Consider the following 14,281-nt stretch of genomic DNA (forward strand, 5'->3'; position numbering starts at 1 on the left):
CCGGCCGCGTGGGGGGGGCCCGGGGTGGGGCAGCACGGGGGGGCGCCCGCCGCCGGGGACGCGGCCCGCCGCTCCGAGCGGCGGGTGGCCGCGGCGGAGGAGGTGACCCGGGTGCTGGCCGCGCCCGACGCGCGCAGCCGCAGCGGCCGGATGGCGGACGGCTCGACCGGCACGGTGGTGGTCTCGCGCGGGCTGAACCAGGCGGCCTTCCTCGCCTCGGGGCTGCCCGAGCCGCCCGCCGGGCGGATCTACCAGCTGTGGTTCAGCGACGGCGGCACCATGCGCCCGGCCGGTCTGATGGACTCCTCGGGCCGGAGCGCGGCGGCGGTCCTCAGTGGTGCGGTCGGGAAGGCGTCGGCGATGGGGGTGACGATCGAACCGGCCGGAGGGTCGAAGGCGCCGACGAGCGATCCGCTGGTCCTGTTGACGTTCCCCCCGGCGTGACGCTTCCCCCGGCGCGACGTCTCCCCCGGCGTGCCGTTTCCCCGGCGTGCCGTTTCCCTCGGCACGAGCGGGCGACATCGGGCGAAATGCGCCGATCCGCGGGGCCGCGTGGGGTAAGGGAGAGGGATGAGCACGTCCCTCTCCGTCTTCACCTCCGATCTGCGACTGTCCGACAACCCCGTGCTGCGCGGCGCGACGGGCTCCGCGGAGCGGGTCGTTCCGCTGTTCGTCGTGGACCGCGACCTGGCCGGGACCGGGTTCGCCGTCCCCAACCGGGTGGCGTTCCTGGCGGATGCGCTGGCCGACCTCGACGCGGGCCTGCGCAGACGCAGTGGGCGGCTGGTGGTCCGCGAGGGCGAGGCGGTGGCCGAGATCCTGCGGGCGGCGCGGCAGACGGACGCGGACGAGGTGCATATCGCGGGCGGGGTGAGCGGCTACGCCACCCGCCGCGAGCGGCGGCTGCGCGAGGCGCTGGAGGCGGACGGACGGCGGCTGCGGGTGCACGGCGCGGTGGTGACGGCGGTCGAACCGGGCGAGGTGACCCCGGCGGGCAGGGACCACTTCGCGGTCTTCACCCCGTACTTCCGCGCCTGGCAGCGGGCCGGGCTCCGGCAGCCGCTCACCGCGCCGCGCACGGTCGATGTGCCGTCCGGGGCGCGCTCGGAGCCGGTGGCGGCGGTCACCTCGCTCGCCCCGGGCAGCCCCTCCCCCGGGCTGCCCGAGGGCGGGGAGACGGCGGGCCGCCGCCGTATGCGCTCCTGGTGGCGGTCGGGTTTGAGGAGTTACGCCGACCGGCAGGACGACCTGGCGGGCGACGCGACCTCCCGGCTCTCCCCGTATCTGCACTTCGGCTGTCTGTCCCCGGCGGAGCTGGTGCACCGGGCGCGGGAGGCGGGCGGACCGGGCGCCGACGCCTTCGTACGGCAGCTGGCCTGGCGGGACTTCCACCATCAGGTGCTGGCCGCCCGGCCGGACGCCGCGCACGCCGACTACCGCCCGCGGGGTGACCGGTGGCGGGAGGACACCGCGGAGGTCGCGGCCTGGAAGGCGGGGCGCACCGGCTATCCGCTGGTCGACGCGGGGATGCGGCAGCTGCGCCACGAGGGCTGGATGCACAACCGGGCGCGGCTGCTGGTGGCGAGCTTCCTCACCAAGACGCTCTACCAGGACTGGCGGATCGGCGCCCGGCACTTCCTGGACCTGCTGGTGGACGGGGATGTGGCCAACAACCAGCTGAACTGGCAGTGGGCGGCGGGCACCGGCACCGACACCCGCCCGAACCGGGTCCTCAACCCGCTGGCGCAGGCCCGGCGGTTCGACCCGGACGGCACGTATGTGCGGCGCTGGGTGCCGGAGCTGGCCGAGGTGGCGGGCTCCGGCGTCCATACGCCCTGGCGGCTGCCGAAGGCCGAGCGGGACCGGCTGGACTACCCCGACCCGATCGTGGACCTCCAGGAGGGGCTGGCCCGCTTCCGGCACGCCCGGGAATGACCTCCGAGGTCAGCCCGGACCTCTGGGGTCCGTACGGCCGGTCAGTCGGCGCGGGCGCCGTGCTGCGGGGCGATCTCCTCGATCCGGCCGGCGAGCTCGAAGTCGAGCGCGGTCACCTTGCCGCCGACGCTGTGGGTGTTCACCGAGACGCCGACCTTGTTGTAGCCGAGGGTCAGATCGGAGTGGTGGTCGAGCTCCTCCTGGATCGTGGCGATCTCCGCCACCAGCCCGGCCGCCTGCGGATGGCCCTTGAAGACATACGTCCGTGAGAGCCGGTCGTCCGCGAACGACCAGCCGGGAAGCGGCTCCAGACGGCGCTGGATCTCCTGCTCTGTGAGCGGCTGGACCGCCATGACACATCCCTTCGTCGCGGGTGACCGGTGGCCCCTCCACCCTGCCATGGGCACCGCCCGCCGTCGGCTACCTTCGGCTCATGACGACTGCCGCGCCGCCCCGGGTGGGCACACTGCTGCGCGAGTGGCGGGACCGCCGCCGGATCAGCCAGCTGGAGCTCGCGCTGCGCGCCGACTCCTCCGCCCGTCACATCAGCTTCATCGAGACCGGCCGGTCGCGGCCCAGCCAGGAGATGGTGCTCCGGCTCGCCGACCATCTCGACGTCCCCGTCCGCGAGCGCAACGCCCTGCTGATCGCCGCCGGTTACGCCCCGCACTATCCGGAGCGGTCGGTGGACGACCCGTCGATGAACGCCCTGCGCGAATCCCTGGAGCGGCTGCTGACCGGCTATGAGCCGTTTCCCGCGCTGGTGGTGGACGGCACCTATCAGGTGCTGGCGGCCAACGGGGGTATCGCGGCGCTCCTGGAAGGGGTGGCGGACCATCTGCTGAAGCCCCCGCTGAACGCGATGCGCCTCACCCTCCACCCCGAGGGGCTCGCCCCGCGCATCCGCAACCTCCGCGAATGGCGCGGCCATCTGCTGGACCAGATGGACCGGCAGCTGGCGCTGATGCGCTCCTCGCCGCTGCGCGCGCTGTACGACGAGGTGGCCGCCTATCCGCTGCCCGAGACCGGCGGCCGGGAGACGGCGACCGCCGGTGACACCCCGCCCTTCGCCCTGCCGATGATGATCGAGCACGGCGGGCGGGTGCTGTCGTTCATCTCGACGATCGCGACCTTCAACACCCCCATGGACGTCACGGTCTCCGAGCTGGCCATCGAGACCTTCCTCCCGGCCGACCCGGAGACCGCCGCCGCCCTGGGCGGGTTCAGCCGGTCGTAGGGACCCGGTCCAGGAAGCCGAGGACGGTGCGGATCCGGCCGTCCTCGGCCAGGGTGATCACATCGGTCGCGGCGACCGGCGCCGAGCCGTCGGCCGTGGAGACCAGCTCCCAGCTGAAGCGGGCCATGTCGTGGTGGCCGTCCACGGCGCCGGTGAGCCGGAACTCGCAGCCGGGGAACTGCTTCTGGGCCCCGGCGATGACGGCGGCCAGCTGCTCATGGCCGCGCGCCTCCGCCAGCGGGTCGGTGTAGCCGCCGTCCTCGGTCCAGGCCGCGGCGACGGCCTTGGCGACGGCCTCGGGGCCGGTGGCGTTCCATGCCTCGAAGTAGCGGGCGACGGCGGTGTCGTACTGCGTCATCTGGTCACTCCTCCATTGAAATGCCCTGGTTGGCATCGGATCCCGGACCGGAGGGCGCCAGCCCGGAACCCGATGCCTCAACCCTGCCGCCGCCGCGCGCGGGGGTCGATTACCGCCCAGGTAATGGAGGTGCGGAAGCCCCTGGCGCATACCGCCCGGAGGTGGCTCAGGAGCGCTGTGACTCCACCAGCGCGATGGTCGCCCAACGGCCCGAAGAACGACCCTCCCAGCGGCCGGACCAGAAAGGCCACCGGGAAAGTCGCGAGGGAGGAGAGCACCTGGGCCGTGCCATTTCCGGGCGGGAAGAACACTTTGCCGACGGTGACCGCGCGACAGCGGCGCTCATGGCCTGCCCGGCGTGCCACAGGCCACCCATGACGAGGGCCACGGCGCTCCAGGAACGTTCGACCCCGGCCCGAGCAGGGCCGGGCATCTTCAGGAAAACGCGGCGGGTTGCTTTACCGTTTCTTGGCCTTCCCCAGACCTATCCCGCGCAGACGTGACACCGTGCCGCAACGCCGAAAGGCACCGAACTCAAGGGGACATCATGCGCTACGGCAATGCCCTCCGAAATGCCGTCAGTTCGCCTCCCACCACTCCTCTCATCGGCATCTACGACATGTACTCGGCGTCCATCGCCGCACAGCACTACAACGGCTTCTTCGTATCCGGATTCGGGTTCGCCGCATCGCATTACGGGCTTCCCGATATCGGCTTCATCGCCTGGCCCGACATGCTCGCCTTCGTGGAGCGGCTGCGGCTCGCCTTCCCCGAACACCATCTGCTCGTGGACATCGACGACGGCTATGTGGACGCCGAGGTCGCCTGCCATGTGGTGCAGCGGCTGGAGCGCACCGGGGCTTCCGGGGTGATCCTGGAGGACCAGCGGCGCCCGCGCCGCTGCGGCCACGCGGACGGCAAGCTGATCCTCCCGCTCGAGGAGTACCTCGAAAAGCTCCAGCTGGTGCTGAGCAGCAGGAAGGACATGGTGGTGGTGGCGCGGACGGACGCCACCGAGGAGTCCGAGATCCTGCGCCGGGCGGCCGCGCTGGCGGAGACCGAAGCGGATGTCGTCCTCGTGGACGGGGTGCGCAGCGTGGAGTGGATCCGCAAGGTCCGCACGGTCATCGGCGACAAACCCCTGCTGTTCAACCAGATCGCGGGCGGGAAGTCGCCGAGGCTCTCCCTGTCCGAGCTGACCGAACTGGGGGTGGATGTCGCCATCTACAGCACACCCTGTCTGTTCGCCGCCCATGGGGCGATCGACGGGGCGCTGAGCGATCTCAAAACGGCGGACGGGCGGCTGCCGGACGCCCGGAAGTCCGGATCCATCGGGGTCAAGGGCGCCACGGAGCTGCTGGAGAAGAACATCAGCAGGCACCATGGGGTCCTTCGTCCCGCCAGGGTCTGAGCCGAGGACGCGATATGCCCTCATTCCTCGGGCCCGGCCCCGGCCGCCACCGTAAGCCGGGCAAGGACACCGGCTCGCCCCGCCCGTCCGGCTCGCCCCGTCCGTCCAGGGCCGGGTTCGTCCTCGCGGCCGCCGCGAGTCTGCTGTGCGCGGTCCCCGCCACGGCCACGACCCCACCCGCGGGCGGCACCCGGCGGGACGACTGCGGGCCTGACCACACTCCCGCGGTCGTCACCGGGCCGCACAGCGGTCTGGTGGTCATCGACAACTCCGGTGCGGACTCCTGGCTGGAGGTCGACCGCACCCTCAACACCCTGCTGCTGAGCCGTGGCACGGCGGGCAGCGATCACGACGGGGGCGGCGGCGCCATCGACATCCTGGCCGGCGACATCGCCGGCGCGGATCGGGTGCTGCCGCAGATCGGCCATCCCCCGTGGCAGGACGGAAGCGGTGATTGAGGTGGGGCGGAAGTCCTGGCCACTGTCGTGGCCGGGCCGGCTCGGGAGGGCGGTGGACCCCTATGTCGCCGCCCTCCTCGGGACGGTCGCGCTGGCGGCGCTGCTGCCCGCGAGCGGGGCGGCGGCCACGGCCGTCGGCAGCGCCGCGGACATCGCGATCGGGCTGCTCTTCTTCCTCTACGGTTCGCGGCTGTCCACCCGTGAGGCGCTGGGCGGACTGCGGCAGTGGAGACTGCACCTGGTGGTGGGCGCGAGCACCTTCGTGCTCTTCCCGCTGCTGGGGCTGGCCGCGGGCGGCCTCGCCCCGTTCCTCCTCACCGACCGGCTCTACACCGGTCTGCTCTTCCTGTGTGTCGTGCCCTCGACCGTCCAGTCCTCGGTCGCGCTCACCTCCACCGCCCGGGGCAATGTCCCGGCCGCCATCTGCGCGGGCACGTACTCCAGCCTGCTCGGCATGATCGTCACCCCGCTGCTCGCGGCGTGGCTGATCGGCTCGGACGTCCGCTTCTCGGCCGACGGGCTGCTGGCCATCGCCACCCAGCTGCTGCTCCCCTTCCTGGCCGGGCAGGCGCTGCGCCGCTGGACCGCGTCCTTCATCGGCCGCCACAAGAAGGTGCTCGCCCTCCTGGACCGGGGCTCGATCCTGCTGGTGGTCTACACGGCGTTCAGCCGGGGCATGACGGAGGGCCTCTGGAACCAGATCACCCCGGCCCGGCTGTTCGGGCTGCTGGGGCTGGCCGGGGCGGTGCTGGGGCTGGCCCTCACCACGACGTCGTTCGCCGCACGGCGGCTGGGCTTCGGCCGGGAGGACCGCGTCACCATCGTCTTCTGCGGCTCCAACAAATCCCTGGCCACGGGGTTGCCCATGGCCGCGGTGCTGTTCGGTGACGCGGCCGGGCCGGTGATCCTGCCGCTGATGCTCTTCCACCAGCTGCAATTGATGGTGTGCGCGATCATCGCGGGCCGCTGGTCCCGCCGGGCGCCGGAGGCCGCCACGGCTTCCGGCGAGCGTGTCCAGATCCCCGAGTCGACCGGGTAGCGGGAGGAGGAGCGGGCGGCGCCCAGGCACATCGGGCGATCACCACGATGGCCGCGTCGTCGTTGACGGCCCCGCCGGTGTGCCGGAGCAGATCGGCGTGGAGATAGTCCACCAGCGACTGCGGGCTGCCGCCCTTCCAGCACGCGAGCCGTTCGGGCAGCGGATAGAAGGCGCCGCTCTCGTCCCGGGCCTCCACGACGCCGTCGGTGTGCAGCACCAGAAGGTCGCCGTACTCGAAGCGGAACATCTCGACCTGGAAGTCGCCCTCCTCGGGCGGCTCCATGCCCAGCGGCACCGCGGGCTCGCGCACGTCCAGCGTCGCGATCTCGCCCTTGTGGAGCAGCAGGGGTGAGGGATGTCCGCAGTTCACCATCCCGGTCACCGGGCCGTCGTCGTAGACGTCCAGCATCACCGCGGTCACGAAGGACTCCAGGGACTTCCGCTCGTCACCGCCGGTCTGCTGCCAGTTCCAGCACATGGCGCTGCCCAGGTGGGTGGCGATGCCCGGCAGTGAGAGATTGTGGTAGGCCGACCCCTGGAAGGCCCCGATCAGCACGGCGGCGTCGCCGACCGCGGCCAGCCCCTTTCCCCGTACGTCCCCGATGACCAGCCGGGTCGCCCGCTCGGTGCGGACGGCCGCGTACAGATCACCGCCGATCTGGGCCTCCTCGTCGGAAGCGAGATACAGCGAGGCGATATTCAGCTCCCCGATCCGTTCGGGGAGCGGCCGCAACAGCACCTCCTGCGCCGCCACGGCCACCGAACGGACCTGTCTCAGCCGGCGTCGGTGCCGGTCGGTGGCATAGCGGAAGCTCGTCACCAGCCCGGATATCAAGAACAGGGCGACGATCTGCGCCTGGTGGTTGGAGGTCTCCAGACCGCCGTGGAACACACCGATGATGATCTGGGCCACCACCGCGAGGGAGCCGATCGCGGCGGTTCCGCCCGCGCCCGCGAAGGACGCGGTGATCGCGGGTGCCGCGATCAGAAAGGGGCCGAGGTGGACGGTCGGCGGCATGTGGAGGTCGATCACCGTGACCGCGAGGATGATGACGAGCGGGACGGCGAACAGCGCCCGGCTCGACCGCGAATCCCCACCGATACGGGTGAGGTCGGGCGGAACGCGCATATCTCCTCCTTACACCCGATACGGGCGGGCGCCGAAACCGCGTCCACGAGATGGTCGCGGTACGCGCTCGGACGACGCGGCGTCCGCGCCCTCCGGCGCCCGGCTCTCGCGCCGCGCCGAAATCAGCGGGTTTTGTCCGGCACCACCCGGCTGACCACGGTAAACGGCGCGGCGGGCGCTCCGTCCCACCGGGAGTCCCGCACAGTGCGAGCCGGGCCGGACGCCTTGGGCGGCCCGGTGTCGACGGGCACCTCGGCGTCCGTCGCCCCCTCCGCCGACCGGCCCTCCGCCACCGGTTGCTCCGCCGCCGGGGCATCCTCCGCCGCCGATGCGTACGTCTCCCCCGCGGCCGCCGTCTCCCTGTCCGGCACCTGGGGTCCGTACGCCTCCTCCAGCCAGCGCCGCAGCACGCGGTGCACCTGCTCCGCCCCGACCAGCTCCTCCCCCGCCGCCACCGGCGGGGTCAGCCCGGCGGGCCACAGCAGAAAGGGGTGCCCCTGCTCCCCGCCGAGCCCCCCGTGCGAGCCGATCTGCTCCTCGAAGGCGTGCACCGTGCCGCGCGCCGGGTGATAGGCGGAGTTGACCATGATGTCGGGGGTGTTCCGGAAGTGCGCGGTGCGGCGTACGGCGGCCTCCGCACCGGGGCCGAAGACCGTGAGCGGGCTCGTCCCGAGGACCTCCCCGGTGTCCAGCCGGTGCTCGGCGCCGCGCGGGCCCAGGACCACCGCGCCGTGTGCCTCGGACCGTACGAGCACGAAGCCCACCCCGGGGTGGTCGGCGAGCGTGCGCAGCAGCGCGGGGTGGCGGGCGTCGATCTGCTCGCGGCTCATCCGCCCCGGTACATCGGGGAAGGAGACCAGGCCCAGATTTCCGGACGCGAGCACGATCGGAACGGAGACGGCGGTGTCGTGGGCGCTGACGACATCGGCGGCACCCCGTCCGGCGCACCGCACCTCCCCGTCCGCCCCGGGCTTCTCCGGCCGGTGCAGCGCCGCCCGCCCCGCCTCGCGCGCCTCGGCCCCGCTCGGGGTCCGCCCGGCACGCCGCGAGACGGGCAGCCCGCAGCCGGCCCGCACCAGGTCCTCCAGCCTCAGCCCATACGCCCCCGCGAAGGTCTCGCCGGGGCTCTGCCCATGGTCGGACAGCAGCACGATGCGGTAGTCGCGCGGTGCGTGCTCGGCGACCTTGGCGATCAGCGCGATGGAGCGGTCCAGCCGGGCGAGCACCTGCCGGGCGTCGCGGCTGCGCGGCCCCGAGTGGTGGGCCACCTCGTCGTACGCCACCAGGTCGGCGTAGATCGCGGTACGGCCCGAGAGGATGTCGCCCATCACCGCCGTCACCACCACGTCCCGCTCCACGACGGTGGCGAACGCCCGGATGAACGGATACAGCCCGCCCCGTTTGACCCGGGGCGTCTCGCGGCGCAGCTTGGCGCGCGTGGACTGGCAGATCTCGCGGACCACCTCGGCCAGGAACGACACGGCGGTGCGGGTCGCGTTGGCGGGGTCGGAGAAGTACGCGAAGTATCCGGAGCGGGAGCGGTTGTGCTTACCGCGCCGCGCGGCGACCGAGAGGACCAGGGCCAGCTGATCGGCGCCGCCGGTGAACAGGTTGCCCCGGCTCGCCCCGTCCATCGTCAGGAGCCCCTCGTGCCCCGCCCGGGCGGCCGCGCGGCGTTGAAGCACCGCCGCGCTGGTCGGCCGGTTGCTCACCATCACCTCCCGGGTCTTCTTCTCGTACCAGCGGAAGGCGGGCACGTCCTCGTTGGAGCCGTGCAGGATGCCGAGTTGGCTGGCGCCGGTCTGGCTGGACCAGTCGGTGCGCCAGGGCGTGACCTTGTGGCTGCCACGGATCCAGCCCGCGACGGTGGGCATCACCGGGGGCCGGTTCTCGCGCTCCCGCAGCGCCTCCCTCAGCACCGCGTGCCCCACCCCGTCGAGCTGGAGGAACACCGTCCCCGGGGGCTGTTCGCTCCCCCCGTCCTCACCGAGCCGCCTTCTGCGCCGCCCGGCCAGCCGCGCCAGCCGCCGCCGGTAGGCGCCGTCGTCCCGCACGGTCAGGAAGGTGCTGGTCGCCGATGACGCGGCGGACATCACGGCCGCGACCACGACGGCGGTCTCGGGTTCGGCGGCACCGCGCCCGTCCGGGATCAGGCTGAGGGCGAGCAGCAGCATCGAGCCGTTGAGCACGAACACCAGCAGCCCCAGCACCAGCGCGGGCATCAGCAGCAACGCCCGTACGAGCAGCGGCCACACCAGCGCGCTGAGCACCCCGAAGGCGCCCGCGCCGCTGGCCGCCGTGATGGCGATCTGCGTCGCGCTGTCACCGTCACCTGACTTCAAGCGGAATTCGGGGAGGATCCCGGCGAGCGCCAGCATCGTGAGCGTGGACACCGCCCACACCGCCGTCACCCGCAGCAGGGTTCCCCCCACGACCTTCCATCGGGGCTTCTGCACGCCGCGGCCTCACTTCACGTCACCGGCCCGCACCATGCGCGCGAACCGGCCTCAAGCGTGGCACAGCGCCCCCGCGACCCGGCGGACACCGGGTTACCAGGACCGATCGATTCCGCTTACGGCAGCCCATGAGCTCGCCAGGAGCGCGACACGTCGCGCGCGTCGCTACGAGTACCGGGAAATCGGCCGGGCTACGGGACCCGGCAACCGGCCGAGCTACGGGGACCAGGAATCGGCCGGATCGTCCAGCCACACCCGCCGACCGGCGGGGCCGGGCCCGACCGTAAGGCCGAAGCGGGCGTGGTCCGGCCTGCCATGGCCGACCCACCACCCGTACGCGGCCTCGACCTCATCCCACAGCCGACGCTCCCCCGCCTGCCACACCCGCGCCTCCGCCTCCCCCTCGCGGAATACGACGCACGCCCAGGAGCGGTCGGTCAGCCCGTAGAACCACACGGCTCGCGCGCCCTCGTGCGGGGCGGCCACGACCTGAACGCAATGCCGCACCCGGAGCCCCAGCGCGAAGGGCAGGGCGGAGTACGGCGGGGTGAGGAACTCCCCCTCGGGGATGCCGGTGGTGGACGCATCAGCGCCCCCGTCCTCGTCCATGACGTAATGCTTGTGCGGCGGCAGCGACAGCCGCTGGCCACGCAGCTTCATGAACTCGACGGGGCCGGTGAAACGCCCCGACGCCGTCCCGTCCCGGCGCACCACCAGCCGGGCCACGGCGTCCGCGTGGGTGTAATGCGTGCCCCAGGGGGCGACGATCAGGCCCCCGGGCCGCGTCTGCTCGATCCACGCCCCAGGGATCTCCCGGACGCCGACGGTGGCCAGGACCCGGTCATACGGTGCGTTGCCCGCGCAGCCCTTCGCACCGTCACCGAGCACGACGTGCGGGTGCAGCCCGGCCGTGTCCAGCCGTGCGCCCGCATGGCGCGAGACGGAAGGATCCACCTCGACCGTGGTGACCTTACGGCCGCCACAGCGATGCGCCAGCGCCCCGGCCGTCTCCCCCGTACCGGTGCCCACGTCGAGCACGGCCATGCCCTCGTCCACGGCCAGGTCCCGCAGCAAGGCATAGACGACGGAGGGCATGGAAGACGAGCTGGTCGACACCCGGCCCGGCCCGGGGCCGGTGTGCTCGCCGTCGTCCCACTGCGTCACGATGGGCGCATCGCTGTCGGCAGCGGCGAACCAGGCGTCCGGCTCCTCGGCCTTGTCGACGGCGACGGCCTTCTGTGTCCGCGTGTCGAACGGCCACATCAACTCCGGCAGAAACGCGGCCCGGTCAACAGCGGCGAAGGTCGGCGCCCAGCCCTCCCCCATCGCCCCCGCACCGAGAAGCACCCGCCCCAGCGCGGCCCGGCCAGGCCGGTCGATGCCCTCGAACGTCATGCGACCTTGGGCGGGTTCGGCACGCCGGGTCCACCGTCGGGCGTCGGCGGCGGATGCGGGCCGGGGTAGGGCTGACCAGGCAGCTTGTCACCGTTTCCGCCATCGTTTCGGCCCCGGATGATCCGCGACATCGACGCTCTCCCCTCCGTCCAGCCGAGCGGCCGATCCCGCTCGGGCCTCACCTCTCATCACCATAGGACTCATCCCTCAAGTCCCGCCCGAACCCAGCCGCCCATCACTCGCCTCGCGGTGATCGTTCGTCATGGGCCAATTCGCTGATCCGCAGCGCGGCGATCGTGGCGCCGAGTCCGCACGCCGCCGCCGCGAGGACGAGGGTCGGCCAGGCGCCCGCCTGCTGGGCCAGGACTCCGGTGGCCATGGTCCCGGCGGCGATGCCGAGTTCCTCGCCCGCGACCATCCACATCATGGACGCGACGGCCGTGCCACGGGGTGCGTGTGCGTCCAGCAGCTCGAACAGGCAGACCGTCATGGGGGCGAACGCCGCCCCGGCGAGGGTGAGGAGGATCGCGATGAGCGGAGGTGCCGATATGGCGGCCAGAAAGGCCAGGAGCAGTGCGAGCCAGGTGAGGGCGGTGAGATAGCCAGTGGCGGACCGGGCCGCGCGGTCGCGGGTGCCGAAGCGCGCGCCGGCGAGTGCGCTGCCCAGGCCCAGGCAGGCGAACATCCAGCCCGCGCCCGCCGCCGAACCACTCTCGGCGGCACGGGCGGGAAGGCCGACCGTCAGTGCCCCGAGGCAGACTCCGACGCAGACGTTGGTGAGGAGCAGCAGCCGCAGCGCGGGCGAGCCGAGGACGCCACGGCTGCCGGTGTCCCGGGCGGAAGCGGCGCGGGCGGAGAGGGCCGGAGGGTGTGACATCACCAGGCACGAGCCCGCCACCAGGAGCACCCCGGCGACGATCACCCCGAGCCGAGGGGACCGCACGGCCACCGCCGCCGCGACGAGCGGGCCGCAGATCTTGGTCACCTCGGTGAGGACTGCTTCGAGCGCGTAAGCGCCGCGCAGCAGGTCATGAGGGACGGCCCGCGCCCACAGGGAGCGTGTGCTCGCCACGATGGGCGGCGCGCTCGCCCCGGCGAGCGCGCCGGAGAGCACCAGCTGTGTGGTCGCCGTGGCCGTCACCAGACCGGCCACGGCGAGCGCGGTGAGCACGGCCATGGCCCCCATGGGCCATCGTTGCCCATGACGGTCCACCAGTCTGCCCCGGAGCGGCGCCGTCACGGTGCCGCCGACGCTCCAGGCCCCGGCCACGATCCCCGCGTCCAGGAACGAGCCCGACGAGCCGTGCCCGAGCAGGACGGTGGCCAGGGGGAAGACCGCAAAGCCCAGTTTTCCGGTGGTGGAGGCGAACATCAGCCGCCGAGCCGATCCATGTCGCATCAGTTCCGCATAGGCGCGCATCGCCGTACGTTCGCGCGTCGCGGCCGAGGCGGTCCAGGGGGGCGTGAGAGACTCGGCCGATGATTATCGAACGTGCGTACGCACATATTGACTCGGGGTCGCGGGAGGAGGAGGGGTGGCCCTGGTCCGTGCCGTGTGTGCGGGGCCTGCTGGCGGACGGGCTGCGGTTCACCGCGCCCGTGACGTTTCTCGTCGGGGAGAACGGGTCGGGCAAGCCGACCCTGGTCGAGGGCCTCGCGGAGGGGTTCGGGCTGGACTCGTACGGTGGCTCGCACCATTGGCGTTACGCCAGCCACTACGCCAAGTCGGCGCTGGGTGCGCGGACCCGCTTCGACGCGGCACCGCCGGCGCGGACATCGTGGAAGTCGGCGAGCACGGGATGCGGCGGGTGGCCTGGAGCGAGCTGGCCCTGGTCGACCACTGGCGCCGCTATCTCGCCGATCCGCAGAGCTATCTGCGGCATGTCCTGGAGTGAGCGTCGGGGCCGTTTGTCGTTTGCCGTCTGCGGCGCCGTTTCGCGCCTTCGGCGCATTTGAGCATGGGGGCGGGCAGGTGGGGAGCGCGGGCCGCGTCGCCGGCCGCCGGGCCAGTGGGAAGCCGGGCCCGGTGGCGGCTTCCGCAGTCAGGGGCTTGGGCCGACGCCGGACAACCCTGCCGGGGTAGGGCACCCTCCGGAGATTGCTTGACTTATTAGTTGCGCCAGGTCAAGCGTTTTTGAGGGAGGTACCCGGAGGGGCCACGCCGTACGGCCAGCAGTCCGGGCCGACCCCGGCACCCGAGCCCGGATGCCGCCACTCGCCACGCCCCCAACTGCCCGGCGGTCGGCAACGCGGCCCCCGCCCCGGCACCCCCGACCCATGCTCAATCGCGCCGAAGGCGCGAGACGGCGCCGCGCCTGGCCGAGTACCGCTACAGGCGGATCCGGGCCCAGACCGTTTTGCCGACGACGCGTTCCCGGACGCCCCATGTCTCGGCGAGGGCGTCCACGATCGCCAGGCCGCGTCCGGATTCGTCGTCCGGTGCCGGGTCCGCCAGGGTAGGGCGCCCCTCGCGGGGGTCGGACACCTCGACCCCGACCATTTTTTCTGCGTCGTATGCGATACGCACTTCGAAGTACCGCCCCGGTACGCGTCCATGGCAAACGGCGTTGGTCGCCAGCTCGCAGACGACGAGCAGGACGAGGGCCGCCGAGCTCCGCTCCAGGCCCCAGGCGCGGAGAGCGGCGTCGGCGGCGCGGCGGGCATGGGGGATAGACAGGGGGACGGGCGTAAACCTCTGCTTCCAGCCATGGAGCGGGTTTACGTCGTGACTTTCCGCGTTCATGCTCCCACTGTCAGTACAGGCGGGCTACCTTCACCAGTAACAGAGCGTCGACTGCGGCGACCGACAACTCTGGTCGAAAGCACGTTGATTGGTGTTGAGGGTTGTTGAGGGGGTGGCCCG

Annotated in this window: 13 protein-coding genes and 1 pseudogene; 7 read left to right on the top strand and 7 right to left on the bottom strand. The window is 72.5% G+C overall.

Features of this window, described 5'->3' with window-relative positions; all coding sequences use genetic code 11:
• A partial coding sequence (locus tag NQU54_RS19050; RefSeq protein ID WP_257632085.1) for an anti-sigma factor occupies window positions 1-444 on the top strand: 444 nt, incomplete at its 5' end.
• A 126-nt stretch (window positions 445-570) separates the two neighbouring features.
• Window positions 571-1,935 (top strand): cryptochrome/photolyase family protein, encoded by a 1,365-nt coding sequence (locus NQU54_RS19055; RefSeq protein WP_257632086.1) that lies wholly within the window; start codon window positions 571-573, stop codon window positions 1,933-1,935.
• A 41-nt stretch (window positions 1,936-1,976) separates the two neighbouring features.
• On the opposite strand, the gene NQU54_RS19060 is transcribed toward NQU54_RS19055, so the two are convergent.
• Window positions 1,977-2,288: a 4a-hydroxytetrahydrobiopterin dehydratase gene (locus tag NQU54_RS19060; protein WP_257632087.1), complete on the bottom strand. Its 312-nt coding sequence runs from the start codon at window positions 2,286-2,288 to the stop codon at window positions 1,977-1,979.
• A gap of 80 nt (window positions 2,289-2,368) precedes the next feature.
• Here NQU54_RS19060 and NQU54_RS19065 point away from each other — a divergent pair, with 80 nt between their 5' ends.
• Window positions 2,369-3,172, top strand: coding sequence for a helix-turn-helix domain-containing protein (locus NQU54_RS19065; protein ID WP_147967299.1), 804 nt, complete (start codon window positions 2,369-2,371; stop codon window positions 3,170-3,172).
• Here the strand turns inward: NQU54_RS19065 and NQU54_RS19070 are convergent.
• Complete coding sequence (locus NQU54_RS19070) at window positions 3,159-3,530, bottom strand: nuclear transport factor 2 family protein (protein WP_257632088.1); 372 nt, start codon at window positions 3,528-3,530, stop codon at window positions 3,159-3,161. The two genes, NQU54_RS19065 and NQU54_RS19070, sit on opposite strands and share 14 nt — an antisense overlap.
• Window positions 3,531-4,077: 547 nt before the next feature.
• Here NQU54_RS19070 and NQU54_RS19075 point away from each other — a divergent pair.
• Genes NQU54_RS19075 through NQU54_RS19085 form a run of 3 tightly spaced genes read left to right on the top strand, consistent with a single transcriptional unit; the run spans window position 4,078 to window position 6,438 of the window.
• Complete coding sequence (locus NQU54_RS19075) at window positions 4,078-4,941, top strand: isocitrate lyase/PEP mutase family protein (protein WP_257632089.1); 864 nt, start codon at window positions 4,078-4,080, stop codon at window positions 4,939-4,941.
• 14 nt (window positions 4,942-4,955) lie between these two features.
• On the top strand, window positions 4,956-5,399 hold the full coding sequence (locus NQU54_RS19080; RefSeq protein WP_257632090.1) for a hypothetical protein: 444 nt from the start codon (window positions 4,956-4,958) through the stop codon (window positions 5,397-5,399).
• Window positions 5,400-5,451: 52 nt separating this feature from the next.
• A complete protein-coding gene (locus NQU54_RS19085; RefSeq protein ID WP_372505940.1) occupies window positions 5,452-6,438 on the top strand; it encodes a bile acid:sodium symporter family protein in 987 nt (328 codons plus the stop codon).
• Here the strand turns inward: NQU54_RS19085 and NQU54_RS19090 are convergent.
• From NQU54_RS19090 to NQU54_RS19105, 4 genes are all read right to left on the bottom strand, one after another.
• Window positions 6,353-7,567 carry a PP2C family protein-serine/threonine phosphatase gene (locus NQU54_RS19090; protein WP_257632092.1) on the bottom strand — a complete coding sequence of 405 codons (1,215 nt, stop codon included), beginning with the start codon at window positions 7,565-7,567 and terminating at the stop codon, window positions 6,353-6,355. The two genes, NQU54_RS19085 and NQU54_RS19090, sit on opposite strands and share 86 nt — an antisense overlap.
• 122 nt (window positions 7,568-7,689) lie before the next feature.
• On the bottom strand, window positions 7,690-10,023 hold the full coding sequence (locus NQU54_RS19095) for a phage holin family protein (protein WP_257632093.1): 2,334 nt from the start codon (window positions 10,021-10,023) through the stop codon (window positions 7,690-7,692).
• Between the two features lie 216 nt (window positions 10,024-10,239).
• Window positions 10,240-11,418 (bottom strand): methyltransferase domain-containing protein, encoded by a 1,179-nt coding sequence (locus NQU54_RS19100; protein WP_257632094.1) that lies wholly within the window; start codon window positions 11,416-11,418, stop codon window positions 10,240-10,242.
• A gap of 235 nt (window positions 11,419-11,653) precedes the next feature.
• Window positions 11,654-12,817, bottom strand: a complete 1,164-nt coding sequence (locus tag NQU54_RS19105; RefSeq protein WP_257632095.1) for an MFS transporter — start codon at window positions 12,815-12,817, stop codon at window positions 11,654-11,656.
• Window positions 12,818-12,897: 80 nt separating this feature from the next.
• Here NQU54_RS19105 and NQU54_RS19110 point away from each other — a divergent pair.
• Window positions 12,898-13,313, top strand: a pseudogene (locus tag NQU54_RS19110) (hypothetical protein).
• Window positions 13,314-13,747: 434 nt separating this feature from the next.
• Here NQU54_RS19110 and NQU54_RS19115 read toward each other — a convergent pair.
• Window positions 13,748-14,161 (bottom strand): ATP-binding protein, encoded by a 414-nt coding sequence (locus NQU54_RS19115; RefSeq protein ID WP_257632096.1) that lies wholly within the window; start codon window positions 14,159-14,161, stop codon window positions 13,748-13,750.
• Between the last annotated feature and the right edge of the window lie 120 nt (window positions 14,162-14,281).

The organism is Streptomyces malaysiensis subsp. samsunensis (genome assembly GCF_024519315.1).
In the GTDB taxonomy this organism is placed as follows: domain Bacteria; phylum Actinomycetota; class Actinomycetes; order Streptomycetales; family Streptomycetaceae; genus Streptomyces; species Streptomyces malaysiensis.